Annotated in this window: 19 protein-coding genes and 3 tRNA genes; 9 read left to right on the top strand and 13 right to left on the bottom strand. The window is 68.6% G+C overall.

The genetic code is table 11. The features are described from left to right. Positions 1-265: 265 nt before the first annotated feature. On the bottom strand, positions 266-796 hold the full coding sequence (locus PUT80_RS39880; protein ID WP_275295225.1) for a hypothetical protein: 531 nt from the start codon (positions 794-796) through the stop codon (positions 266-268). A gap of 148 nt (positions 797-944) precedes the next feature. Between PUT80_RS39880 and PUT80_RS39875 the strand changes: the two genes are divergently transcribed. Continuing rightward, entirely contained in the window at positions 945-1,964 is a 1,020-nt protein-coding gene (locus tag PUT80_RS39875; RefSeq protein WP_275295224.1) for a rhomboid-like protein, read from the top strand. A 117-nt stretch (positions 1,965-2,081) separates the two neighbouring features. Next, positions 2,082-4,787 carry an EAL domain-containing protein gene (locus PUT80_RS39870; RefSeq protein ID WP_275295223.1) on the top strand — a complete coding sequence of 902 codons (2,706 nt, stop codon included), beginning with the start codon at positions 2,082-2,084 and terminating at the stop codon, positions 4,785-4,787. Here the strand turns inward: PUT80_RS39870 and PUT80_RS39865 are convergent. Continuing rightward, entirely contained in the window at positions 4,781-5,581 is an 801-nt protein-coding gene (locus PUT80_RS39865) for an arylamine N-acetyltransferase (RefSeq protein WP_037807467.1), read from the bottom strand. The two genes, PUT80_RS39870 and PUT80_RS39865, sit on opposite strands and share 7 nt — an antisense overlap. Positions 5,582-5,738: 157 nt before the next feature. Here PUT80_RS39865 and PUT80_RS39860 point away from each other — a divergent pair, with 157 nt between their 5' ends. Continuing rightward, positions 5,739-6,572 carry a serine protease gene (locus tag PUT80_RS39860; protein WP_275295222.1) on the top strand — a complete coding sequence of 278 codons (834 nt, stop codon included), beginning with the start codon at positions 5,739-5,741 and terminating at the stop codon, positions 6,570-6,572. 368 nt (positions 6,573-6,940) lie between these two features. On the opposite strand, the gene PUT80_RS39855 is transcribed toward PUT80_RS39860, so the two are convergent. The 5 genes from PUT80_RS39855 to PUT80_RS39835 all read right to left on the bottom strand — a co-directional run bounded on the left by PUT80_RS39855 (position 6,941) and on the right by PUT80_RS39835 (position 9,690). Then, on the bottom strand, positions 6,941-8,674 hold the full coding sequence (locus tag PUT80_RS39855) for a glycoside hydrolase family 9 protein (protein WP_275295221.1): 1,734 nt from the start codon (positions 8,672-8,674) through the stop codon (positions 6,941-6,943). Between the two features lie 205 nt (positions 8,675-8,879). Next, positions 8,880-8,953 (bottom strand) — tRNA-Phe (locus PUT80_RS39850). 31 nt (positions 8,954-8,984) lie between these two features. Next, positions 8,985-9,058 (bottom strand) — tRNA-Asp (locus PUT80_RS39845). 14 nt (positions 9,059-9,072) lie between these two features. Next, positions 9,073-9,145, bottom strand: a tRNA-Glu gene (locus PUT80_RS39840). A gap of 293 nt (positions 9,146-9,438) precedes the next feature. Beyond that, positions 9,439-9,690: a hypothetical protein gene (locus PUT80_RS39835; protein ID WP_275295220.1), complete on the bottom strand. Its 252-nt coding sequence runs from the start codon at positions 9,688-9,690 to the stop codon at positions 9,439-9,441. A gap of 451 nt (positions 9,691-10,141) precedes the next feature. Between PUT80_RS39835 and PUT80_RS39830 the strand changes: the two genes are divergently transcribed. Further along, complete coding sequence (locus tag PUT80_RS39830) at positions 10,142-10,561, top strand: hypothetical protein (RefSeq protein WP_037807455.1); 420 nt, start codon at positions 10,142-10,144, stop codon at positions 10,559-10,561. Positions 10,562-11,152: 591 nt separating this feature from the next. On the opposite strand, the gene PUT80_RS39825 is transcribed toward PUT80_RS39830, so the two are convergent. Beyond that, complete coding sequence (locus PUT80_RS39825) at positions 11,153-11,356, bottom strand: cold-shock protein (RefSeq protein ID WP_003097368.1); 204 nt, start codon at positions 11,354-11,356, stop codon at positions 11,153-11,155. Between the two features lie 457 nt (positions 11,357-11,813). On the opposite strand from PUT80_RS39825, the gene PUT80_RS39820 reads away from it, so the two are divergent. From PUT80_RS39820 to PUT80_RS39805, 4 genes are all read left to right on the top strand, one after another. Beyond that, positions 11,814-13,022, top strand: a complete 1,209-nt coding sequence (locus PUT80_RS39820) for an Ig-like domain-containing protein (RefSeq protein ID WP_134663772.1) — start codon at positions 11,814-11,816, stop codon at positions 13,020-13,022. Positions 13,023-13,192: 170 nt separating this feature from the next. Further along, positions 13,193-13,486 (top strand): hypothetical protein, encoded by a 294-nt coding sequence (locus PUT80_RS39815; RefSeq protein WP_275295219.1) that lies wholly within the window; start codon positions 13,193-13,195, stop codon positions 13,484-13,486. A gap of 7 nt (positions 13,487-13,493) precedes the next feature. Then, entirely contained in the window at positions 13,494-14,039 is a 546-nt protein-coding gene (locus tag PUT80_RS39810; protein ID WP_275295218.1) for a SigE family RNA polymerase sigma factor, read from the top strand. Positions 14,040-14,044: 5 nt separating this feature from the next. After that, a complete protein-coding gene (locus PUT80_RS39805; protein WP_275295217.1) occupies positions 14,045-14,545 on the top strand; it encodes a hypothetical protein in 501 nt (166 codons plus the stop codon). A 343-nt stretch (positions 14,546-14,888) separates the two neighbouring features. Here PUT80_RS39805 and PUT80_RS39800 read toward each other — a convergent pair whose 3' ends face one another. Then, positions 14,889-16,247 (bottom strand): MFS transporter, encoded by a 1,359-nt coding sequence (locus tag PUT80_RS39800; RefSeq protein WP_134663774.1) that lies wholly within the window; start codon positions 16,245-16,247, stop codon positions 14,889-14,891. A gap of 204 nt (positions 16,248-16,451) precedes the next feature. On the opposite strand from PUT80_RS39800, the gene PUT80_RS39795 reads away from it, so the two are divergent. Beyond that, positions 16,452-17,030, top strand: coding sequence for a PaaI family thioesterase (locus PUT80_RS39795; RefSeq protein ID WP_037807441.1), 579 nt, complete (start codon positions 16,452-16,454; stop codon positions 17,028-17,030). 482 nt (positions 17,031-17,512) lie between these two features. Here PUT80_RS39795 and PUT80_RS39790 read toward each other — a convergent pair whose 3' ends face one another. The 4 genes from PUT80_RS39790 to PUT80_RS39775 all read right to left on the bottom strand — a co-directional run bounded on the left by PUT80_RS39790 (position 17,513) and on the right by PUT80_RS39775 (position 24,157). After that, positions 17,513-20,584, bottom strand: coding sequence for a tetratricopeptide repeat protein (locus PUT80_RS39790; protein WP_275295216.1), 3,072 nt, complete (start codon positions 20,582-20,584; stop codon positions 17,513-17,515). A gap of 72 nt (positions 20,585-20,656) precedes the next feature. Further along, positions 20,657-21,592, bottom strand: a complete 936-nt coding sequence (locus PUT80_RS39785; protein ID WP_037807716.1) for a glutamate ABC transporter substrate-binding protein — start codon at positions 21,590-21,592, stop codon at positions 20,657-20,659. A 29-nt stretch (positions 21,593-21,621) separates the two neighbouring features. Next, entirely contained in the window at positions 21,622-23,010 is a 1,389-nt protein-coding gene (locus PUT80_RS39780; protein WP_037807438.1) for a hypothetical protein, read from the bottom strand. Between the two features lie 91 nt (positions 23,011-23,101). Further along, on the bottom strand, positions 23,102-24,157 hold the full coding sequence (locus PUT80_RS39775; RefSeq protein WP_037807435.1) for an NAD(+)/NADH kinase: 1,056 nt from the start codon (positions 24,155-24,157) through the stop codon (positions 23,102-23,104). Between the last annotated feature and the right edge of the window lie 70 nt (positions 24,158-24,227).

Below are 24,227 nucleotides of genomic sequence, written 5' to 3'. Positions count from 1 at the left end.
AACCCCGATACGAAGCCTCCCTGCGGTTCGGGGGTGCTTGTCAAGGCATCTTTCCCGCCTTGACAAGCACCCCCGAACCGTCAGCACAATCAAACTTCGGGGTGCCCCACGCAACCAACAGGCGCAATGTCGCCGCCAGGCGACGAGCCGAATCACCCCACAAACACCAACGGCCCCCGCCTGCGGATCCAGCCCAACCCTCCGCAACACCACGTAACGCGCGTAACGCGCGTAACGCGCGTAACGCGCTGACGCGCTCAGACCCCTAAAGGCAAATAATGTTCAAAACACAAGGCGGCTCATGGCTGCTCGACGAAGCCGGCTGGCTCGAACTCGACGGCGCCGACGTGCTCGTCGACGGCTGAGTCGGCCCAGTCGGCCCGGTCGTTTCCGGCCGCTCGCTCGACGACGGACGCGCCGGAGCGGAATCAGCCGGGTGGTCCGCGGTGCTGTGCTCGCCGAACGGATTGACGTTCGCCTTGGTCGAGGGCGCATCCCCCGTGCCGGCAGTGCCCTCTTCGGTCTCCTCGCCGGTGGGCGTCGGCGGGTTGGTCTCGTCGACGCCGCCCGCACCGCCGGTGCGGTCCGGCATCTCGATCACGCGCATTTCGGTGATCCGGGCGGCCCCGTCGTTCGCGGTGGTCCCGTACGAGACGAGCATGGCCGCGGCCCCGCAGCCGACGATCACCGCGAGCATCACCGAAACCATGCGCCACCTGGACCGGGACGGCGGCGGGATGCGTCGTTCGTGTCCTTCGCGCACCAACAGCTCGGCGACCGAAACCTCGTCGTTCACCAGTGAGACCTTTCACCAGGAGTGGCCTATTCCTACCGGATGCGGCCACCGAACGGGTGACAAAGAGAGAAACCTTCTACCCAGAGTGCTCACTCTAGCGGGTGTGAATCACAGCGCATTCACAGCTGCGCTTAGCCAAAATCCCAGCATGCCCAGCCACTCTGGACGCATGTCGCTGCGCGAGCCGGACCCGGCGCCCCGCCCGGCACGCAGTGCTGCCACCGCCGGAACTCCCCGGAAGTGGCGCTCCTTGACGTGGCTGCGCGGACGGACGCCCGCCGTCCAGCCGGTCTCCGTCCCGATGGCCGGGAAGCCGGAACCGGGCAACCCGGGCACCGAACCGGCCATCGCAACGGCAGCGGCCCCCACCAGCGCAGGCGGCACCCAGTTGGTCGAGATCATCGACGGGTCCTCGCGACCGACGGCGACGGCCGTGCTGACCAAGGACGACCCGGCCGCCAGCTCGCTCGAACTCGTCCAGCCCGTGCCGAGGCTCCCCTTCCTAGCCGCCGTCCCCGCGAGCTGGCGGCCGAAGCGCGCCTGGCTGAGCCTCGTCCCCAGCCCGCGGTCCACGCCGTTCACCTTCGGTTACCTCGTCCTGCTGCTCGGCACCTCGCTGCTCCTCCGCTTCGGCAGCTCCAAGCTCACCGACAAGCTCCTCGCGGTCTCCAGCACCGACGCGCACAACATGGCGCGCCACCCCCTCACCGCGCTCCTGACCAGCGCGTTCTGGATCGCCGACGGCGGCTGGCTGCCGTACGCGGTGATCTTCGCGATCGCTGTCGCCCCGTTCGAACGGCGGTTCGGCGGGCTCCGGACGGCGCTGGTCTTCTTCAGCGGCCACGTGCTCGCCACGATCGCCACCGAACTGCCGGTCATGGCCCTGATCCACACCGACGTCCTGCCGCATTCCGCGGGCCGCTGGCTCGACATCGGGGTCAGCTACGGCTTCCTCACCACCGCCGGCGTGCTCGTCGCGCTGCTGCGCGGGAGGGCTCGGATCGCCGGGATCGTGGCCCTTGAGCTATTCGTTATCGGCGTCTACGTGACCGACGATCCGGCCAGTCTCGCCTCCGTCGTGACGGTCCTCGGACACGCCTGTGCGGCCCACTTCGGCCTGCTCGTGTGGGGTCCGCGGCTGCGCAGCGTGCCCCGCATCGCCCGATAGCACCCACCTTCATCGTCCGGACGAGTGACGCAAGCAGCTCCCCGTGCGGATATACACAGGCTTCACTCGGTGGTGTAATCGACGGGCCATACGCCGACAAGGGGGATCGGAAGCACCATGGAGGCTGACGCCCTGGCCGGTGAACCGGGTGGGATCACCCGGCGCGCCCAGCTAGCGGGCCTGCGGCCGGACGCCGGCGCGGGGGTCCTGTTCTCCCTGCGCGCCTCCGAACCGGCGACCCTCACCTGGCTGCCCGGCCTCGACGCGGTGCTCGGCCTCCCCGGCGCGACCGGCAAGGAGCTGTGCGACCGGCTCACCGAGCTGCTCCGCCCGCTCACCGCGAACCTCCGCCGCACCCCGCCCGGCCGCGATTTCGAACTCGAGCAGCCGCAGGACGGTCCCGACGGCACCGCGCGCCGCATCCGGCTGCGTGCGCGGACCGTCGGCGAACAGGACCACACGACCGGCCTGCTCGGCGTCGCCTCGGCGGTCGCGGAGACGGTGCCGGAGAAGTCCGACCTCGCGGAGCTGTCCGACCGGTACCAGCTGCTGATGGAGCAGAGCCCGGACGCGATCTGCGTGTACTCCGGCGGCGTCGTCACCTACGCCAATCAGGCGGCCCTGGACCTGTTCGCGGCACGGGCGGCGCACGAGGTCGTCAGCCGCGAGTTCGCGGACTTCGTCGCTGCCGAATCCGCGGACCTGCTGGAGGATCCCAGCGCGGAACCCCGCGAAGCGGTGTTGAAACGGTTGGACGGGAGCAAATTCGTGGCGGAAACCGTTTCGGTGCGCACCAGCGACTCGAACCCGCCGTCGTTCCAGGTGGTGATCCGCGACAGCACCGTCAAACACGCCGCCGCGGCCGCCGTCCGCGCGCAGGAAGCGCTGGTCACGCACGTCAGCGACGCCGTCGTCACGATCACCGCCGAGGGCATCGTCACCGGCTGGAATCCGGCCGCCGAGACGGTCTACGGCTGGCCTGCCTCGGAAGCGCTCGGCAGGCGGGTGCACGAGGTGCTCGGCATCGACCCGTCCCCGGCCTCGATCCGCGACGGCGACGCCGAGCAAACCCACCGCTGCCGGGACGGCTCGCCGCGGCAGGTCCGGGTGTCCGCGACCGAGACCGTCGACGGCTTCCTCCTGGTCTGCACGGACGAAACCGCACGTCGCCGCGTCGAACAGCACTACGCGACGGTCGTCGCCGCGCTCGACGAGGGCGTGCTGGTGATCGGCCCGACCGGGCTGATCCAGTCGGCGAACCCGGCCGCCTGCCGCATCCTCGGCGTCCCCGAAGCGGACCTGCTCGGCGTGCCGTGCACAACGCTCGTGTTGTTCGACGAGGAAGGCAACCGGATCCCGGACGACGAGCTGCCGTCCATGCACACGCGCCGCACCGGGATCACGCACAACGGCCTGGTCGTGCGCCTGCGCCGCCCCGACGGTCGCGATGTGTGGGTGTCGCTGACCTCGCGGTTGCTCGATTCGGACGACCCGAAGGGCGTCTCGGTGGTCACGTCCTTCACCGACATCACCGAACGGCGCGCGATCAGCGCCCGGCTGGCCCACGAGGCGACCCACGACCCGCTCACCCGGCTCGCCAACCGGACCCTGGTGCTGGACCGGCTCAACCGCCGCGACGGCGGCGAGGCGGCCGCCGTGCTGTTCCTCGACCTGGACAAGTTCAAGCTGATCAACGATTCCCTCGGCCACCCGGTCGGCGACCAGGTCCTGCGCATCGCGGGCGAGCGGCTGCGCCGGGCCACCGGCCCCGACGACGTCGTCGGCAGGCTGGGCGGCGACGAGTTCGTGGTCGTCACGTCCGCGACGACCGGTCCCGCGCAGGTCGGCGTGTTCGCCGCGCACCTGCGATCGGTGCTGGCGGAACCGGTTTCGGTGCACGGCAGGCAGTTGCACCTGGACGCGAGCATGGGCATCGTGCTCGTGGAACCGGACGACCGCCGCAGCGCGGAAGATCTGCTGCGCGACGCGGATGTCGCGATGTACCAAGCGAAATCCCGCGGCCGCGGCCGGTTCGAATTCTTCGACGTCGCCCTGCGTAGACGCATGCAGCGGCGGTTGCGAATGGAGCAGGACCTCCGCGATGCTGTCCACAGTGGACAGCTATGGCCCGCTTACCAACCGGTGGTCGACCTGCGCACCGGCGAGATGGTCGGTGTCGAGGCGCTGCTGCGCTGGACCCACCCGAAACACGGCGCGATCTCGCCCGCGGAATTCATCCCGCTGGCCGAGGAAAGCGAACTGATCAACGTGCTGGGCAAGTACGTCCTGCGCGACACCACGCGCGAACTGGCCGCGCTGCGCACCGGCCGGGGCCTCGACTTGAGTCTGAAGGTCAACCTCTCGGTCCGGCAGCTGGACGACCCGCACCTGGTGCCCGCGGTCCGCGATGCCCTTGCCACCACCGGCTTGCCGCCCGGATCGTTGACGCTGGAAGTCACCGAAAGCGCCCTCATGCGCGATACGTCGGCGGCCGCGGAAGTGTTGTCCGCCTTGCGTTCTCTGGGCGTTCTGCTGGCGATCGACGACTTCGGCACTGGCTATTCGTCGCTGGCCCAGCTCCGTCGGCTGACACTGGACACGCTCAAGATCGACCGCTCGTTCATCACCGGAATCGCCGATTCCCGCGACGCGGCCGCGATCGTCACGAGCATCATCGCGATGGCGCACGCGGTGGATCTGACGGTGGTGGCGGAAGGCGTCGAGACGGCGGAAGAGCTGGCGCTGCTGCGGGAGCTCGGCTGTGACCAGGCCCAGGGTTACCACCTGGGCCGGCCGTTGGCTGCCGCGGAGTTGTTTCAGTAAGTCTCGAGCAGCGCCGCCAGCTCGTCCTCGGTGAGGAAGACGTCGAGGTCCTCCAGGGTCTTGCCGAGATCGACCGGTTCGATCGTGCGCGTTTCGACCGTGCCGTCGGGGTGGCTTTCCTGGTACTCGCGGCCGAGGAGCCTGCGGAACCGTCCCGGTTCGAGCCGCATCACCACGACCCGCCCGGTGAACGGGGACTTCGGGTGCGTGGACGTGTAGTGGTGGAACACCTGGTAGTCGAGCGGTCGGCTGTGCACGAGGGGAAGCACTTCGTGCAGGTCTTCCCACCCGTCGCCGTCCTGCTTCTGGAGCACCCACCAGCCGTCGCGGAGAGTCATCCGATGCGCCCACCCGGCTTGGTCCACTTCGGCCCCGTCGATCAACGGCATCGGCACCAGGATTCCGGCCCCGAACCCGACGTCCACGAGAAACTGTTGCCCCTCAACGGTAATCACGAGCGTCATGTGCGTGTACGGCCCGCTCTTCCGCGGCTGCACCCGCGCGACCGTGCGCTGCACCTGGTAACCCAACTGCTCGGCGACGGCCGCGAACAACCCGGCCTGCTCGTAGCAGTACCCGCCTCGGCGACGTCCGACGAGCTTCTCGCTGACGACGTCCAGCTCGATCCCGCGATGGCGGCCGATCACCACGTCGACGTTCTCGAACGGGATCGCCTCGACGTGCGCCCGCGCCAACCGCCCCAGCGCGGCTACGGACGGTTCCTCCCGCCGCTGTCCGATGCGCGCGAGGTAGGCGTCGACGTCTGCTGCCTCGATGTTCCATTCCCCAGTCATGCGATCAGTGTGCAACCTCCAGCTAGCTCTAGGTCAATAGTCACCCAGGGTCACAACGGTTGTGACTGGCACCACTCTCTGGTGTGATGTACCCCCGATGCCTACCAGTCAGTAGCACACGTCCGAGTGAGTGCTGGCCTTTCTCGAAGGGAGCCCGATGAAGACCCCTCGACCACTGGCCCGGGCCAGTGCGGTGACGGCACTGGCGACCGCCGCCGCATTGCTGCCCGCGACCGCGTGGGCAGCGGCCCCGACCTGGGCCCCGGCGGACACCGCCGCCGTGCACCCCGGGGTGCAGACGCACACCAACGGGGCGCAATGCACCTCGAACTTCGTGTACAGCAACGGAACGGATGTCTTCCTCGGACAGGCCGCGCACTGCTCCGGCACCGGCGGCTCGACCGAAACGAACGGCTGCTCCGCCGGTTCGCTCCCGCTCGGCACCCCGGTGGAAATCGCCGGCGCGAGCAAGCCGGGAACGCTCGTCTACAACTCGTGGCTGACCATGCAGTCCCGCCACGAGGCGGACGCGAACACCTGCCAGTACAACGACCTCGCGCTCGTGAAGGTCGACCCCGCGGACGTGTCGAAGGTGAACCCAAGCCTGCCGTTCTGGGGCGGGCCGACTGGCGTGAACACCACCGGCACGAAGCAACTCGCCACCGTGCTCAGCTACGGAAATTCGGAACTGCGCGGCGGAATCACCCAGCTGTCCCCCAAACAGGGCACCAGCCTGGGCGACACAGGCGGCGGCTGGAGCCACACGGTACTCACCGTGACCCCCGGCATCCCCGGCGACTCCGGCAGCGGCTTCCTCGACCGCGACGGCAACGCACTCGGGGTGCTCAGCACGCTGAACCTGCTGCCCCAGCCGGGGACGAACGGTGTTGGCGATCTGTCGCGCGAGCTGGAGTACGCGAGCGCGCACGGCGGGCTTGGGACAGTGCAACTTGTCCCGGGGACGGCTAAGTTCCGGGGGCCGTTGATCTAGGGCTCGAGCTTCGGTTGGTGGCGTGCCCGGCACGATTCAGTTCGTGCCGGGCACGCAGCCGGTTCTGTGGTTTGGCGAGCGCTTACCACGCCGAGGGTCGGACAAGCTCGTGCTGGACAGGCCGAGTCTCCGCGCCGTGGCCGCTCGACCGCGAGCCGGACAACAAGCCGGGACCAGCAGACTCGCGGGCACGACGAGACGCAACACCGCGATCGCGACAAGCCAAGCAGCCCCACCGGGCCTCACGCCACCGCCCGGTGACCGGCCTCATCCGAGCCTGCGCCAGACACCACCAGGCACGGCGCCACGCGACTGCCCGCGACAATCCAGGCACTGTGCACCGCTACTGCCCAGGAATGCGGCCTGGATCAATCTCCCACCGCGACCGCGTACAGGTACCAAGTCGAGTGGGGCAGCCACTGTTCATCCCACCGCCAGTCGTCGTCCTTTCCGGTGACCACGTATCCGCGATCCCAGGCGATCCCGCTGCCGTCCTCGTTCAAGCCGGTGATGCCGTTGACGATTCCGCCCGCGGTGGGCAGGAACTGCCACGACCCGAGCCAGCTGTACTGCGGGTTGGCGTGGCCGCTGCCGTCAAGCATGCACACGCCGTACGGGTTGCTGCCGCAGATCCAGTTCAGCTGATCAGCCGCGTACGACCGCAGGCGTGCCGCGAACTCGCCGGGAAACCGTGGCGCAGCAAGGCGAGCGGCGGTCGCCAGGGAAGCGATCCGCGCGTTCTCCCCCTGCCACCACTGGTCCTTCGCTCGCGGAGTGACGTTGTGCGGGAAGAAAAATGAGCTATACCTCTTACCCTCCCCATCTTGCACAAGATTCCGCGCATACCCAAACGGGTTAGGCACCTCGGCGGTCACCGCGAGTTCGACCTCCAGCGAGCGCCGCACCACCTCCAACACGTCAGAAACCGTTGCCGCGTCAGCGATCTCGGTGTACGCGAGCAGGCTGATCACCGGCAGGCCAGCGTCCGAGGGATGGAAATACGGCCGGTCGCCGTCGTCCGCGCACCAGTAGTCTCGGTAGGACTTCCAGGAAACCAAGCGCTGCAACAGGTTGTGCGCCCGGCGATCCGCTGCTTCGCGGTAGACTGGCTTCTTAGTCACCTGGTACAGCTCGACCGCCGCCAGCAACGCACCGTAGTCGTCCTGGATGTTTTCCTTGCCGTCATTGGTCATCTCGACGTTGTGCTGCTCCAGGTATTCGAACGCAGCTTCCGCTGTCGCCAAGTACTCCGTGTGCGAGTAGTCGCCCGACGCATCCAGCGTGGTCGCCGCGGCCAGCGCTGCGATCGCGACCCCGCCGCCTTCGCGGTAATTCACCTGGACGGGGTCGCCGTCGCTGTTCGCCAGGACGTACCGCAGCTTCGGATCCTTCGGCGGTCCCGGCTGGATGACCGACGTGACGAAGGTGCCGCCGTCGAGTTTGACCCGGTGCAGGTAGTCGGCGCCGAACAGCGCTTCGTCGGCCAGCCAGGTCCGCAGTTGGGTGAATTTGGTGTCGCCGCGCGCGGTGAGCCGCTGGTACGCCTTGGCCAGCACCCATGCGGTGAGCGGGATCTGGAGAGTGTTGAAGTAGCTGCGGTCCGACAGCTGCGTGAAATGCTTGCCGAAGTCGCCGGTCGCGTCGTACCAGGCACCGTGCGCGTCCATGACCTGCGTGCCCTTGGGGCCGATCGGCGCTTGCCGGTCCTGGCGGTCGAACCGGTCCGAGCTGCGGGTGCCCTTGAAGTAGTGCACGACGTGGGAGAGCGTGTAGCGCTCGAGCACCAGCTGGTCGATGCGAAACGGCTGCGACCGCCCGTCCGCGGCGAGCAGGATGTACTCGCCTTCGGCCTTCAGGGCGGAGAAGTCCGCGGTCCAGTAATGTCGGTCGTCCCATCCCGGGACCTGAGCCGCCGGCCGCGGGCTGCCGGTGAACACGACCTTTCCGGTGGCGAGGTCCGCGACGGTGAACCTCGGGATCGCCCGGGGCGACTCAGCGGCGAGTACCGCCCGCTTGGGCGCGCCGGGTGCGTAACCGACGTTGTTCGCGTAAACCGCCACCCCGGGCCGTGCCTCGACGGCCTCGGCTCCGAACGGTGCCATCACCCCGACCCCCACCGCCGCCGATCCGGCCAGAAAACCTCGACGTCCCACATCTCCCGGCATCCTCGACCTCCAGTGGTCCAGACCTTTTGAGATATCATCGAGGCTAGGGAGCGCTCCGAAGGTTTGGCAAGACTGTTTCCGAAGGGAAGACCGAGACGACGAAAAAGCCCCCATCCGCTGGGATGGGGGCTGAAATTCGCTGTGGCCAGGGCCGGGGTCGAACCGGCGACCTTCCGCTTTTCAGGCGGACGCTCGTACCAACTGAGCTACCTGGCCGGGAACGCCGGCTAGGAGCCGAACGATCTTGCGACCCTGACGGGACTCGAACCCGCGACCTTCGCCGTGACAGGGCGACGCGCTAACCAACTGCGCCACAGGGCCTTACTGGTACTGCGTACTCCCAACGGGATTCGAACCCGCGTTGCCGCCTTGAAAGGGCGGAGTCCTAGGCCACTGAACGATGGGAGCCCGATCGGTTTCGGTGGACCGACCGACCGCGCTCTCAGGTGTTCCCCTGGGAGCGATTACAAGCATAGGGCACGTTCCAAGGGCTTTGCACGGGGGGTTCATTAAGCGATCGGCGAGCCTCCGACCTGCGGTAACGCCAGCGCCAACGCCCCACCCGCGCCGCTTCCCGCCGATCGGCCGCTTCGAAGCCGGGTCGGACGATCGGTGTGCGCCACGCCACTCTACGCCGGAGACGAGCGCGCACGCCGAGAGTTCAGGCCGCCGAAACCCACACAGTTCGGCCGTCCAGCCTCTCAGCGCTGTACGGGCGCCTGACCGTCGTCACCCGGACTCAGCCCGAGCATCTCCAGCAACTGCGCGCAGTCCTCGACGTCGAGCGCACCGGCCGCGACGGCCAGGCGGGCTCGGCGGACCTGGTCGTCGGAGACCCGGTGCCCTTCCGACGACCCGCGCTGCGCCGGCACGCCGCCGGACAGTGACGTGCTTCCCCCGTCGGCACCTTCGTACCGAAGGAGGAACTGACGAACTTCGACCGATCCGCTCATGGCCCCTCCATGCGGTTCGCAACAACTGGCCGCGAGGCTAACCAGCGGCGAGCAGCACCGGCAGCCCCCCGGAGAGTGAACCTGCGAACACTCTCCGAAGCTTCCCTGGTAACGCATTCCAAGATCGCGCAGAACGATTTCTCCCGGCTTCCCCTCGCCGATCCCCGGAACTCGTGCAACAATCGGTGTTGCTGACACACCCCCGGTCAGCGCCTGTGGAGATCCCCTCCGACCCCCGCGTTCCTCCCCCTGGCGCGGGGGTCTCTCCATTTCCGCACACCGGCGCTGACCTGCGGATCTACTCTCCGTACCCCTGATCAACAGACAGTCGCGAAATGTGTTTACCGACTGGGCTGAACAGGTGATCGAATTGGGCTTGCCGGGCACGGAAATGCGTGTGTCGTGGCTCACAGTGGTTTCTTTGCCGAGACCCAACCGTTATCGTGACCGCGTGCCTCTTCCCTCCCTCGGCCGCCTCAGCAGCCGCACGAATCTCAAAGCCGTCTCGAGCGGGCGGCATCGCAATGCCGCCAAAGCCGCCGGCGACGAAGTCGTCGAGGACAAGGAGCTCACCAGCTACCTCGCCGCGCTCGCCCCGGACTCCGACCCGGAGAGCACCGGGACCGGCAGCCGCTTCGGCGACGCGCAGGTCTACCAGCTGCGGATGAACCTCATCGCCAGCCAGCAGCTCAAGGACATCGCCGTCGCCAGGAACCTGACCCCGCAGGCACTGGCGCAGGAATGGATCCTGGAGCGCCTCTCGTGGGAGGGCCAGGCCGCCTCCGCCCAGGAGCGCCGCCACTCCGACGCGATGACCGACGAATTCCACTTCCCGGCGGAGACGTTCGAGCAGCCCCTCGTCGGGCGCTGATCCCCGCACCCCCTGAACGAAAACCCCCGGCTTCCCCCGACGGCCGGGGGTTTTCCCTTTCCAGGGGTCGCCGGACCGCCGGAGTCCCGGTGAGCGGGACGCTCTCGGATTCCGCCGCCGACGACGCGGTCTTGGCCGCGAAACGGACGGCGCGGCGGATAGCTCGCGACAAGGGCGACAGCCAGCCGAGGCCGCCGCTGTCGAGCAGCTGCACGATCGCCTGCCAAGAACGGCACAGCGGGGCGCGTGAGAAGCCAACCCGCCAACTCCAGCGACCGACCCGGCCCCAGCGACCCGCCACAGCGGCCAGCGCCACCCGATCGGGTCGGATCACGCACGCCCACTCGCAGTGGGGCAACCATCCGATCCGGCGTCGCCCGTACGTGCCGGGAGCCTCGCCGAAACCCGCCCTCGACCGGCGACCCCCGAACCCGAGCACCCGGCAGCCGCCGCCCCAACACCCGCCAGGATCAACCGCGGTAACCGTCGCTCCAAACATTCCCCACAACGGAAGCCGCAATGAAAAAAGGCCCCGACGGGAAATCCCGTCGGGGCCCTTCTTTCAGGCCTGAGAAAACGCGCGGGCCTGACTCAGATCGCGCGGACCTTCTGGGCCTGCGGGCCCTTCTGCCCCTGGCCGACCTCGAACTCCACTCGCTGGTTCTCCTCGAGGGTGCGGAAGCCGCGTCCCTCGATCTCCGAGTAGTGCACGAAAACGTCGCCTTCGCCGCCGTCCTGCGCGATGAAGCCGAAGCCCTTCTCCGCGTTGAACCACTTCACAGTGCCTTGCGCCACCGCTGTACTCCTCGTAACAGATCCGCTTCGAATGCCACCGAAGCGGCACCCAGGCCGTCCCGGGCGGTTCCAACGAGACGAGCGAAGAGCTTTTCGGCCCCACGGCTCGCGTCAGAAGTTCCGCGAGTGTGAAGCCACGAACACGCAAAACGACGGCCTGGTCAGCAGCCTACCGGGATCTCACCAAATCTGAACCCCGTTGATCGCAAGGATCGGTTCCGACGTGCGCGCGTCACCGGAACGTCGTATCGCTGCCTACGCACCGAAGTCGGACCCGCGGCTACGCTGATCCAGTACACCCAGCGCACTTCGGGGATGCACAGTGCGCGGTCGTTCGAGCCGCTTCCGTGATGGTCACTCGGTGCAGTGTGATGCTGGTCACCCCGTTTCCGGTGAACGTGAAGGTGTCTCGGGACGTCTGGGTGTTCGGGGTACCAAGGGGAGATTGGGGATCGGTGTGACAATCCGACACTTCGCACGCCGCCGGGCCGGCGTCGCGGTGCTGGGCTTGGTCGCCGCGCTCACGCTCGGGGCGTGCAGCGGCGGCGGGTCGAGCGTGAACGCGGGCGGGACCGCGGGCGGCGGGCCGACCGAGGCGCCGGCCACTCCGGTGAAACCGGCGGCCGTCGCGCTCACGCCGGCGTCCGGGGCGGGCAACGTCGCGCCGGGCGAACCGGCGAAGGTGACCGTCGCGAACGGCACCATCGGGAGCGTCACGCTCACGAACGCCGACGGCAAACAGGTGCAGGGACAGCAGTCCCCGGACAAGAAGAGCTGGAGCAGCACCGAAGACCTCGGCTACGGCAAGACCTACACCTGGTCCGGGCAGGCCACCGGCGAGGACGGCAAGCAGGTCCCGATCAACGGCTCGTTCACCACGGTCAAACCGCGCCGCCAGATGCAGGGCAGCCTGAACGTCGGCGACGGGCAGACCTACGGCATCGCGATGCCGATCGCGCTCACGTTCCCGAGCGCGGTCAAGGACAAGGCCGCCGTCGAGCGCGCGCTGTCGGTGGAGACCACGCCGAAGACCGAGGGCGCGTGGGCGTGGCTCAACGGCGACACTTCGGTGCACTGGCGGCCGAAGGAGTACTTCAAGCCGAACACGAAGGTCGTCGTCTCGGCCAACATCTACGGCGTTTCGATGGGCGACGGCGTCTACGGCAAGCAGGACGTCTCGGCGAGCTTCACCATCGGCCGCTCGCAGATCGTCAAGGGCAACACCCAGGAACACACCATGCAGGTCATCCGCGACGGCCAGCAGGTCATGGACTTCCCGGTGAGCTACGGCCTCGACTCCGACCCTGGCCGCGTCACGCACAGCGGCACGCACGTGGTCATGTCGAAGCACTCGACGTACTCGATGAGCAACCCGCGCTACAACTACACCGACGTGAACGTGCCGTGGGCGGTCCGGATCTCCAACAACGGCGAGTTCATCCACGGTCTCGCCGGGTCGATCTGGGCGCAGGGCAAGAAGAACATCTCGCACGGCTGCCTGAACCTGTCGCCGGCGAACGCGAAGATCTACTACGACAGCGTCCTTCCCGGCGACCCGGTGGAGATCTCCGGCAGCACCCAGCAGCTGGGCGCGAAGGACGGCGACTACAGCGACTGGACCTACGACTGGGCGTCGTGGACCAAGCTGTCGGCGCTGGCCGCCTGACCGCGAACCGAACCAGCGTCAACCGGACGGCCGGGAGCTCTCGAACGCTCCCGGCCGTTCGGCTGTCCCGGCCGGAAAAAGAAAAAACCGATGCAACCCCGGCGACCGCCGACCGCATGACTAGAGCAGAGAAGCGCCACCCGGCGCTCGCCTGAACCAGGAGGAAACTCGTGCGTGTTCGCTTCGCTCTCGCCATCGGTTCGCTGCTGCTCGCCGGAGGCGCGCTGGCCGGCGGCGCGGTCGCTTTCGCCGCGGACGGCCCGCCGTCGGTGCAGCCGGCCCCGGCGCAGACCGCCCCGGCCGAGCGGCCCACCGCGGCGCCGGCCCCGGCTCCCGCGGACCGCCAGACCACCGCCGCGCCGAAGGTCGCCGCGCCGGGGCAGCCCGCGAAGTCCAAGCGCGTCCCGACCGCGGTGCCCGCGGGCCCGACCGGCGACCTGCACCTGCCCTCGGTCTGGGGCTGATCGCCCGGTGCCCTCCCGCTCCCGTCCGGCGTCCGGGCAGAGCTCGCCGTGGGACGGCGAGTTCGCCCGGTACTTCGGCGAGCGCGCGCACAGCCTGCGGTCCACCGCCTACCTCCTCTGCGGAGACTGGCACCGGGCCGAAGATCTCGCACAGGCGGCGCTGCTCAAGCTGTACCTCGCCTGGCCGCGGCTGGCCCGGCACGACGCGCTCGACGCCTACGCGCGCAAAATCGTGCTGCGCACTTTCCTCGCGGAAAACCGCCGCAGCCGCTGGAAACGGGAGCGGCTCACCGACGCACCACCCGACGTCCCGGCTCCTGCCTCCGAGACTGAGCACGACCAGCTGATCCAGCAGGCACTCGCCGCGTTGGCCCCGCGTCAGCGCGCGGTGCTGGTGCTGCGGTACTTCGAGGACCTGTCCGTCGAGGAGACCGCCGCGGCGCTCGGCTGCCGGACCGGCACAGTGAAAAGCCAGGCCGCGCGCGGTCTGGCTACCCTGCGGACCCGGCTGGGCCCGCATTTCGAGGCACTGCCCGTCCCTGGAGGGAGGTGAACGAGATGGTCTCCGATGATGCCGACGATGTGCGCGCGCTGTTCGCACGGACGTCGGACGGCCCGCCCCTGCAGGTCGACGCCGCGGACGTGATCGTGCGCGGTGCTGCCGTCCGTCGCAAGCGCAAGCGCTGGGCGGTCGCGGGCAGCTCCGCCGCGACGGTCGCGGTGCTCGTGGTGGCCGGTCTCGCGGTGGGCAGCCGCGGGACCGAACAGCCGCCGGTGATGCCTGCCGGACCGGGACTCGCCACCATCTCGCCCGCCCCGTCCAGTCCGGTCGCGCCGAAGAAGGTCCCGTCGGGTCCGGCCCAGGTGCCGACGCCTGGTCCGGAGGTGAGCCCTGGCTCGCCGGACCGGCAACCGCCGGTGGAACCGTCCGGTCCACGAGCGGGCACGTCGCGGGCGCCCGCACCGCCGCGGGCGTATCCGACCACGACCGACCGGGCACCCGCGTCCATGCGTTCACCTGCGGGAAGCACCTCGTTACCCAGCTCGACCTCCGGCTGAAACGCTTTCGCGGCAAGAGTGGCCGACGTCACCAGATTAAGTGGGTTTTCGACGAAATATCCCGGGCTTTCGGGGCGATGTTCTCAGTGGCGGCCGGAGCGGCCGTCGAACCAGTCGCTCAGCCGGCACAGGATTGGCCGGCCCGAGAACCTGAGGAGGAAGCACCATGGTGCTCGTTGCACTGATGATCGAAACCGTTGTTGCCGTCGTGGTCGCCGGTGGCCTGGCAGCTTGGGCCCGCAAGCGCTTCGCTCCGCAGGCGGTCGAGGCGACGCAGAACAGCTGACTTGGACGCGAAAACCGCCCTCTGTCCGCAATGGACGGAGGGCGGTTTTCGTTTCGCTTACTTGCTGGCGCCGGCGAGCTTGCCGCCGTGGTCCGCCGTGTCGATCTCCTCGATCGGCACGCGTGCCGTCTCCGGGATCTTGATGATCGGGACCAGCGCGATGAGCGCGGCGATGATCAAGTAGTACGCCGGCCAGTCCGCGTTGCCGGTGCTGCCGATCAACGCCGTGACGATCACGCCGCAGGTGCCGCCGAACAGCGACGTCGAGATGTTGTAGCCGATCGCGAACGAGCCGTACCGCACGCGCGTCGGGAACATCGCCGGGAACGTCGAGCCGATGACCGCCAGCATCAGCGCCAGCAGGATCGCCACGACCAGGAAGCCGACGATCAGCCACAGCAGGCTGCCGCTCTGCATCAGCTTGATGCTGGGCCAGCTCAGCACGATGAACCCGATGGCCGCGGTGAGCAGCAAGGGTTTCCGGCCGATCCGGTCGGACAGCGCACCCAGTGGGATCAGCAGCGCGAACTGCACGATTTCCACCCCGATGATGATCAGGCTGGACTCGGTGTCGCCGATCTTCAAGGTGTCGGTGAAATACGTCGGCATCGTCGTGAGCAGCATGTAGTCGGCGATGTTCAGCAGCAGCACGATCCCGATCAGGTTCAGGATCATCCGCCAGTTGCGCTGGATGGTCTCCTTGAGCGGAGCCTTCTCCGACTTCTCGCCCGCCGCCTCGAGCCTGCGGAACTCAGGCGTGTCCTCGAGCTTCGACCGCAGGTACAGACCGATCGCACCGATCGGAAGCGCGATGAAGAACGGAATCCGCCAGCCCCACGAGTCGAACTGCTCGGTCGACAGCGACAGGTAAGTGATCAGCACGACCGAGTTGCCGAGCACGTAACCGGCGAGCGTGCCCATCTCCAGGAACGAACCGAAGAACCCGCGCCGTTTCGTCGGCGCGTATTCCGCGATGAACGTCGCCGCGCCGCCGTACTCGCCGCCGGTGGAGAAGCCCTGAATGAGGCGCAGCAGCAAGATCGCGATCGGCGCCGCGATGCCCATGCTGTAGCCGCCTGAGTACGTCGGCAGCACGCCGACCAGGAAGGTGCAGCCGGACATCAGCAGAATGGTGAGCGCGAGAACCTTCTGCCTGCCGAGCTTGTCCCCCAATGGGCCGAAGAACGCTCCGCCGAACGGTCGTACGATGAAGCCGACGGCCAGCAGGGCAAGCGATTTCAGCACCGCGTTGCCCTCGCCGGGGAAGAACAGTGTCCCGATACTCGTCGCGATCGCGCCCGAGGTGAATACGCCGTAGTCGTACCACTCGGTCGCGTTACCCATCGCGGACGCGATCACCGCGCGTTTGACTGTTCTCTGATCGACCTCGGGTTTCCCCGTCTTTGGCTCACTCATCCCGGCGGTGACCTCCTCCTGCACACGTCCCGGTCCATCCGTTGGAGCACATTTCCCCAGTCTTGACCTGTTGAACCAAGCTGGCAGGGTGAGTCGCGAAATTTCTACCGTGCGGAATTTTCCGACTACCCTGCGCTCAGGAAATGCGCCCGCGCCGGTCAGGGCGGGTGCCGACGGGTCCTTCCGCCGGGTTAACGTCGTCCCATGAGTCCTGTTTCCGGCCCGTGGCCGCCGGTGCCGGTGGAGCCGCCGGAGATCCACCCGAAGGCCCCCGCCCCCGGCACCGAACTAGGCGCCCACTTCGCCGAATGCTTCGGCTGCGGCGACGAGGTAGACGACGGCCTGCACCTGCGCTCAGCCATCGGCGAGGGCTACACGGTGCACTCGAAGTTCACCGTGACGTCGGCCCATCAAGGCGCCCCCGGACTCGCCCACGGCGGCCTGCTGGCCTGCGCCTTCGACGAGGCACTCGGCTCGACTGTCGGCAACCTGCTGCACCGCCCCGCGGTAACGGGAAAACTGGAGACGGACTTCCGCCGCCCAGTACCGGTCGGTTCGACGCTGTACATCAAGGCCCGCCTGGACGGAGTCGCAGGCCGCAAGATCTACGTCAGCGCAGACGGCCACCTGGACGCCACGGACGGCCCCATCGCGGTGAACGCCCGAGCAGTCTTCATCGCAGTGGGCTTCGACCACTTCAGCACCCACGGCGACCCGCAGGCGTTGGAGAAGCTAGCCGAGCAGCACCGACGCAACAAACGCGAGTGGGACATCAACCCCTGATCCAGCTGCTTTGCGCCCCTCCCGCGGTTCGTGAGGGCCACCCTCATTGACTCTGATTCCCTCAGGGTTCCCCTCACGACCAGCCGCCGCCCTGAGGGGCTCCTTCACGGACTTGGATTCCCTCAAGGAGCCCTTCACGGACCGCCCCCGCCGTTCGCCCGGATGCCGCCCCAATGCGGCATTGGGTGCATCCCACGCACCGAACGCCACATTGGGTGCATCCCACGCACCCAATGCCACATTGGGGCGCTACCCCCCACCCACCCAAACCGCAGCCGGTGCACCCAACGAGCGAGGCACCCAGCCCTCCCCGCACCCCGATACGAAGCTCCCCTGCGGTCTGGGGGTGCTTGTCAAGGCATCTTTCCCGCCTTGACAAGCACCCCCAGACCGTCAGCACAATCAACCTTCGGGGTGCCCCACGCAACCAAGACGGGCGCAATGTCGCCGCCAGGCGACGAGCCGAAACTCAGGTAAGCAACTCAGGTAAGCGTCCGAGGCCGAATAGCATTAGCCCGATCCACCAACGCAATCCGATCACCAGCGTCATCCGTCAACCGAGCCAACGACCGATAACACCGCTCCAGCCCGAACCGAACGTCCCGCTCCTCCAGCTCACACCCGAGCACCTTCGCAGCAGTAACCGGCTTAGCCTGCCCAGGCACCTTCAGCCAGTCATAAGCCGCCTCAAGCACCTCAGCACTAAGCCGCGTATGCCGCTCAGCATCAAGATTCAACCGCTGCAACCGCCCGGAAGCGTCCACAAGATCGCCCTCGGTAACAGTCGGATGCTCCCCGGTACCCACACCTTGCGCCCGAGTTTTGATCTTGATAGCCGCAACCTGCGCATCCACATAATGCGTCGAAGTAGCCGGAACCCCTTCCAGCACCTCCACCGCACTCTCCCGCGCCCCCTGCGCCAAATACACCCGCGCAAGCCCGAACGCAGCACTCACATAAGTCCGGTCCGTCCGCCAAACCAGCTCATAGAACCGAGCAGCACCAAAGTAATCCCCCACGCCCTCAGCACTGACCGCCAACGCCAGCTTCGGCGCGATCTCCCCCGGCAGGTCGTCGTAAACGGCGTCAAACGCCACATGCGCGACCCGCGGCCGACCACCGGCCAGCTCGATCAACCCGCGATACCAGTCAATCCGCCAGTCATGCGGGAACCCATGCCGAATAGCCAAATACTGCGCGGCCTGCAGCTGCCGCTGCGCCTCCACGAACTCGCCCAGCTCGATCCGGGCACGCACAATCCGCAACCGCACCTCGATCGACTCGCGCGGCGCAGTAGCCAGCGCCTCGATCGCCTCGTGCGGATCCAGCGCGGTCGTCGTAGCCAGCACACCAGCAGCCGGGTCGTCCGTGTCGACCTGCGGAATCGGCAGCCCGGCAACGACCTCGGCCGCGTCCGGCAACGGCACCCGCTCGCCCTGCTCGGGCACCACGAGATGGACACCGAACGTCCGGCTCTCCGGCCCGAACACCGTCGACGCGGCGGGCCGCGGCTGACCGGTACCGAGCGCCATGATCTCGCGCAGAACCCCGGTCAGCTGGTCGGCCATGTCGTCGGCAGCGATGAACCGACGGTCCGGATCAGCGTGCGTGGCCCGCTTCAGGAACCGGTAGTACGACCCGAAAAGCGCGAACAACGGCACCGCGTCCGGCCCGGGCAGCGTGTTCTTGAACTCGCGGGTGTAGCCGGCGAACTCGAAGCTCAGCACGGCCAGCGTCCGGCCGACCGTGTACAGGTCCGAGGACACCGACGCGCCCTGTGACGCCAGCTCGGGCGCACTGTAGCCGGTGGTGAAGAACAGCGGGCTCTCGTAGTCGTCGATCCGCCGCACCGCGCCGAGGTCGATCAGCTTGAGCTGCTCGCGGGTCTGGATGACGTTGTCCGGCTTGAGGTCGCAGTACAGCAGGCCCTGGCCGTGCAGGTAGCCGAGCGCGGGCAGGATTTCCAGGCCGTACGCGATGACCTGGCCGATCGGCAGCGGCTCCGGCCGGTTGCTTTCCCGGTGGTGCTGCAGCGCGAGCTGGCGCAGCGACTGGCCGCCGACGTACTCCATGACGATGTAGCCGACGGTGTTGCCGGTCTGCGCGTCCGGATGCTGCACGAAGTTGTGGATCTTGACGATGTTCGGGTGCTCGACCTCGGCGAGGAACCGCTGTTCGTTCGCCGCGGCGGCCATCGCGGTGGAGTCGCCGGTGTCGATCAAGCCCTTGAGCACGACCCAGCGGTCGGACACGTTGTGGTCCTTGGCTAGGTAGATCCAGCCGAGACCGCCGTAGGCGAGCGCGCCGAGCACCTCATACTGGCCGCCGACAACCTCGTGCGCCTTCAGCTTCGCGATGAACGAGAACGGCGTGCCGCACTTCTCGCAGGTGCCCTCGGGCTCGCCCGGCTGACCGTCCTTGCCACGGCCGACCTTCGCGCTGCAGTTGCCGCAGAACCGCTTGTCCTCGGCCACGACCGGGTTGGCCAGCACCGCGGTCGACGGATCGCGGTACGGCACCGGAGGCACGTCGATGAGCCCCGCGCCGAGCCGTCCGCGCCGGGAGCGGCGGGTGCCGCGCGAGCCAGTGCGCCGAGAGGTGCCGGGGAACGAACCCGTTCCGGTACCGGTGCCAGTGCCTTGCGAGCCCTGCGAACCGTGGGTACCGGTGCCGTGGCCCTCGCTGCCGCCCGACGGCAGGACGCTGTCCGTGCCGTGGTCGGGCAGCGGGCCGCCGTCGGCGGGGGCCACCCGCGGGGTCGGCGGCATGATGCTCTGGGTGTGCGGCGTCGGGCTGGCGAGCACGCTGGTCGGCATCGGCGCGGCAGGGTCGACGGGGGCGACCGGCTGGTTCGACTGCGGCAGGATCACCGGCGCGAGGTCGCCCGGCGGACGCGTGGGGGCGTCGCCGCCGTCAGCCGGGGGCTTGCCCTGCGCCGCGGCGCCCATCGGGATCGGGCCGGAGTTCGGTCCGGTGGCGCGGTTCTCCGGCGGACGCGACGGGCGGTTCCCCTGCGCTTGCTGCGGATGGTTCGGCGGGGCCGGTCGCTGTCCGGTGCGCGATTGCGGCGGATACGGCTGCCCCTGCGACGGCGGCGCGGGCTGTCCCGGGTACGGCTGGCCTTGCGACGGCGGCTGCCCCTGCGGACGGCCCTGCGGCGGCATCGGCTGGCCCCCGCGCGGAGCCGGACGGCCCTGCGTCCGCGGCTGCTGCCCGGCCTGCCCCGGCTGCGCCTGTCCCGGCTGAGCGGGCTGGCCCGACGGCGCGGCCTGTCCCGGCTGGCCCTGCTGACTGCCTCGCTGAGCTGACTGAGCCTGCTGCCCGCCCTGCGGACGCTGCACCGGTGCGTTGATCAACGTCTCCGCGTCCGGATCGGCCTGCGGGTTCAGCCGCCCGGACACCGACGGTTCCGGGGTGTCCCAGCGCACGGGCGGCGGCGGGGTCCACGAAGCGTCGGCCGCCTCGCCCCGCCCGGACGGCTGGTCCGCGGCCTTCGCCTCGTCGCCGTCCCCCTCCGGTGCTGCGTGCCGAGGACGGCGCGCCTCCTCCGACACAACTACCTCCCGAGCTCCCCGCGGCAAACCTGCCGCTCAAAAAGTACAACTCACGCAGCGCGACTGGCCAGGTCACCCGTACTGCGGGGACGGCGGGTTCGCCGGCCCCAGCCGGGCGCCGACCCAGTTCTGGTAACTGCTCGCCCAGGTGCCGTCGCCGCGGATCTTGTCCAGCACCGCGTTCACGAAGCGGACCAGGTCCTCCTCGTCCTTCGGGACCCCGACGCCGTAATTCTCCTGTGTCATCGGATCGCCCGCGACCTTCACCGTCGGGTCCTGCGCGGCCATGCCCGCCAGGATCGTGTCGTCGGTGGACACCGCGTCGACCTGGCCCTGTTGCAGCATCACGAGGCAATCCGACCAGTTCGGCACCGACACCGCGACCGGTTTGGCCGGGTCGGTGGCGATCTTCGCGAGCGAGGTCGACTTCGCCGCCGCGCACACGCGTTTCCCGGCGAGGTCGGTCAGCGACTGCGCGTTGGACGACTTCGGCACCAGGATCTTCTGCCCGGCCACGTAGTACACGGACGAGAACTGCACCTGCTTCCGGCGGGCGCAGGTGATGCTGTAGGTCCGGACCACCACGTCGACCTGGTGTTCCTTGAGCACGTTCTCCCGCTGCGACGACGTGATCGCCCGGTACTGCACGTGGCCCTCGGAACTGCCGAAAATCGCCTTGGCGATCTCGTTGACCAGGTCGATGTCGAAGCCCTCGAGCTTGCCGGTCTTCGGATTCCGGAAGCCGAACAGATAGGTCGTCTGGTCGACGCCCGCGATGAGCTTCCCGCGTTGTTTGATCTTCTGCAGGCTCGGTCCGGAGGTGTCCAGACCATTCGGCGCGAGGCTGGCGAGCGGGTTGCAGCTGGTGTCGGAATCGCCGCCGGCCGCGGCGTCCGGGCCGCCGACGCCCGCCGGGGCGGGCCAGGCCGCGTCAGTGACCGGCGCGGCCTCCATCGGCTGGACCGCCGTCCCGCAGGCGGCGGCGAGAACCGCGACCACCGCGAGCACGGCAGTCCGGACGAAGTGCCGCGACCGGATCACCGGTACTCCCTCAGTCTCTCTCGCACGCCGACTGTGATGCCGCCCGCCGCGAGCACCGCCAGCACCCCGACGCCCGCCGCGAGCGCGGTGAGCGCGTTGTCGCCGGATCTGGTGCTGTCGAGGAATTCCTGCCGGCAGACGTCGATCGCGGCCTGGAGGTTTGTGTCGAGCCGCGCGAACGCGGCGGCGGCGCTGTTCGGGCTCACGCTCGTCGCGAAGTCGACGGCTTCCTGGTACTGCCCGCCGTCGTCGAGGCGGCGGACCTGAAGGTGGGCCAGCGACCATTCGCGCGCGGCCTGTTCCGCCGCTTCGATCTTCTGCTCGCCCGCGGTGCCGGAGGCGAGGCCGCGCGCGTCGCCGAGCAGGCCGCCCTTGCCGTCGGCACCGACGAGCTTCTCGGCCAGCTTGATGAACTGCTGCTCGTACGCGCCGCCGTCGCCGCGCGCGACCAGCGTCAGGGTTTCGTCCGCGCGGGCCTGCAGCGCGTAGATCCGGGCGCGAACCAGGATGTCGACCTGCGACGTGCCGTCGGTGCGCCCGGTCGCGACGAGACTGCCCTGCACGACGAGCGCGACCGCGCCCCACAGCAGCGACAGCACGATGCAGCCGGTGGCCACGAGCAGCCCGATGTTCAGCACCCGGTTCGTCCGCCGGGTCAGGTAGATCTGCGCGGCCACGAGCGCCGCGAGGAGCACGACAACCAGCGCGACCGCCACCCACGGCACGTCGCTGCTGCTGTCCTGCTCGCCGGTGAGCTTCTGCGTGTGCGCCTTGTAAAGCTCGTCCGCGGCGGGCAGGATTGTCGTGCGCATCAGCTGCGAGGCCTCGCGCAGATACGAAGCGCCGGAGGGAAAACCCTGCCGGTTGTTCGCGCGCGCGGTCTCGACGATCCCGGTGTAGACCGGGACCTTCTGGTTCAGGATGTCCACCTGGTGGGCGGCGGTGCCGACGTCAGTGGTGTCGGACGCCGCGCGGGCGAGCGCGGATCCCGCTTCGGCGATGTCCTGCTCGTACCGCTTCCGCAGCGCGGGCGGTTCGGTGCCGACGGAAAGAAAAGCGCTGGCCGCGGTCGCGTCCGCGTCCGACAGCGAGCGGAACACCTGCTGCGCGGCCGCCGCGAGAGGTTCGCGGTGGTCGATCAGGCCGTTGATGGTGTTGTCCTTGTCCTTCACCGACAACACGCCCACGAGCCCGGCCACCAGCGAAAGCAGCACCAGCGCGACCGCGATCAGCGAAAGCTTGCCGGGCGTGGTGGTCGTGGATCTGACGACCGCGCGCACCGCCTGCCCGGGCAGGTCCAGCAGCCCGGCGATTCCGCTGCGGCCCCGAAATTTCTCCGGTGGGGGCTCGGCAGTCGTTTCCGGCCGCGTCGCAGTGCTGCTCATCCCCGATCCTCCCCGTGTGCCACTCGCAGAAGGTAGCCGGTCGGGCGAGGCGCAGCGAACGACACCCGGAAGGTGTCACCTGCACGTGATCTCAGCCAGCGCACTGACCGCGGCTTCGGCCTTTCTCACCGGTTCCGCTCGTAGCGGTACTGCGTAGCAACCCCTGGGTTGCCGCTTCGGCCATTGCTGCGCGTACGTCGACGCACCACGGGCCGTCAGCTCGCAGTTCGACGTACGCTCCTTCGCCGTTCTTCAGTTCCAGTTCGCGTTCTCCGTCTACCGCGATAACCCCGCCACCTGCGGCAAGGTCCACCCGTACGCCGGGACGCAGCACTCCCCAGCCACGTACGCCGACTGGACGCACCACGCCGGGCGCGATCGCGGCGTGCACCACGTACGCGGAACTGTCGACCGGTCCAAGCTGCAGCGCCACACCGTCCGCGCTGGAACGAGAGCTCGGACACAGCTGTCCGGCGATGCTCGACAGGCCAATGCCGTCCGGCTCAGCGAAGGTGCAGTACAGCTCCGTGAGCGCGGTCGGATCCCAGAGCGCCTTCGCGCCGACGTGTTTGTTCATCGAGACCGCGACGTCCACGAGCGCGATCTCGCGACGGTTCTTGGTGACGACCTCGAGCATGCTGACTCGCTGGGTGACGAGGTCGGCGTCGACCTGGCCGCTTGCGACCATCCCGGCGGCGAGCCCGGCGACAGTGGCCTCGCCGGCCTGCGGAAACGCGTTGTTGGTGCCAGTCGGCAACGCGAGCAGCGGGACGTCGCCGCACGCCTTCGCGGCGACGCGGGCCGTGCCGTCGCCGCCGAGGCACACGATCACGCCCGCTCCGGCCTCGACCATCCGGCGCACCGCGTTGATGGTGTCCTGCGCGGTGCCGGTGAGGGTGTCCTCGTCGCAGAACTCCACGCGGGGCAGCGGCTCGCGGCCGAGGTCGCGCAGCACGGCAGCGGAGATACCGCTGAGGTCAGTGGACAGCAGGGCACGCTCGACGCCGGTCACCGCGAACGCCGACAGCAGCCGGCGCACCAGGTTGGCCTTTTCCTCGACCGGGACGGCCGACGCCTGCGTGACGAGTCTTCGGATGTCCTGACCGGACGCCGGGTTCGCCACGATCCCCGCAACGACTACCCCCATCGAGCACCCCTCAGTCCACTGCCGCCAGGGGACCAGCACACGCGTCCGGTCACGCGGAGGAAAGGGTTGC

Origin of the sequence: Amycolatopsis sp. La24 (assembly GCF_029087445.1) — a bacterium.
GTDB lineage: Bacteria > Actinomycetota > Actinomycetes > Mycobacteriales > Pseudonocardiaceae > Amycolatopsis > Amycolatopsis nivea.
Note: the sequence above shows the minus strand (reverse complement) of the source record. Positions and strands in the feature narration are given on the sequence as shown.

Bases quoted from the DNA above. Each gene is read 5' to 3' on its own strand.
- PUT80_RS39875 (WP_275295224.1), top strand. From the start codon at position 945: ATGCCCAGCCACTCTGGACGCATGTCGCTGCGCGAGCCGGACCCGGCG.
- PUT80_RS39870 (WP_275295223.1), top strand. From the start codon at position 2,082: ATGGAGGCTGACGCCCTGGCCGGTGAACCGGGTGGGATCACCCGGCGC.
- PUT80_RS39865 (WP_037807467.1), bottom strand. From the start codon at position 5,581: ATGACTGGGGAATGGAACATCGAGGCAGCAGACGTCGACGCCTACCTC.
- PUT80_RS39860 (WP_275295222.1), top strand. From the start codon at position 5,739: ATGAAGACCCCTCGACCACTGGCCCGGGCCAGTGCGGTGACGGCACTG.
- PUT80_RS39855 (WP_275295221.1), bottom strand. From the start codon at position 8,674: ATGGCACCGTTCGGAGCCGAGGCCGTCGAGGCACGGCCCGGGGTGGCG.
- PUT80_RS39835 (WP_275295220.1), bottom strand. From the start codon at position 9,690: ATGAGCGGATCGGTCGAAGTTCGTCAGTTCCTCCTTCGGTACGAAGGT.
- PUT80_RS39805 (WP_275295217.1), top strand. From the start codon at position 14,045: ATGGTCTCCGATGATGCCGACGATGTGCGCGCGCTGTTCGCACGGACG.
- PUT80_RS39800 (WP_134663774.1), bottom strand. From the start codon at position 16,247: ATGAGTGAGCCAAAGACGGGGAAACCCGAGGTCGATCAGAGAACAGTC.
- PUT80_RS39795 (WP_037807441.1), top strand. From the start codon at position 16,452: ATGAGTCCTGTTTCCGGCCCGTGGCCGCCGGTGCCGGTGGAGCCGCCG.
- PUT80_RS39780 (WP_037807438.1), bottom strand. From the start codon at position 23,010: ATGAGCAGCACTGCGACGCGGCCGGAAACGACTGCCGAGCCCCCACCG.
- PUT80_RS39775 (WP_037807435.1), bottom strand. From the start codon at position 24,157: ATGGGGGTAGTCGTTGCGGGGATCGTGGCGAACCCGGCGTCCGGTCAG.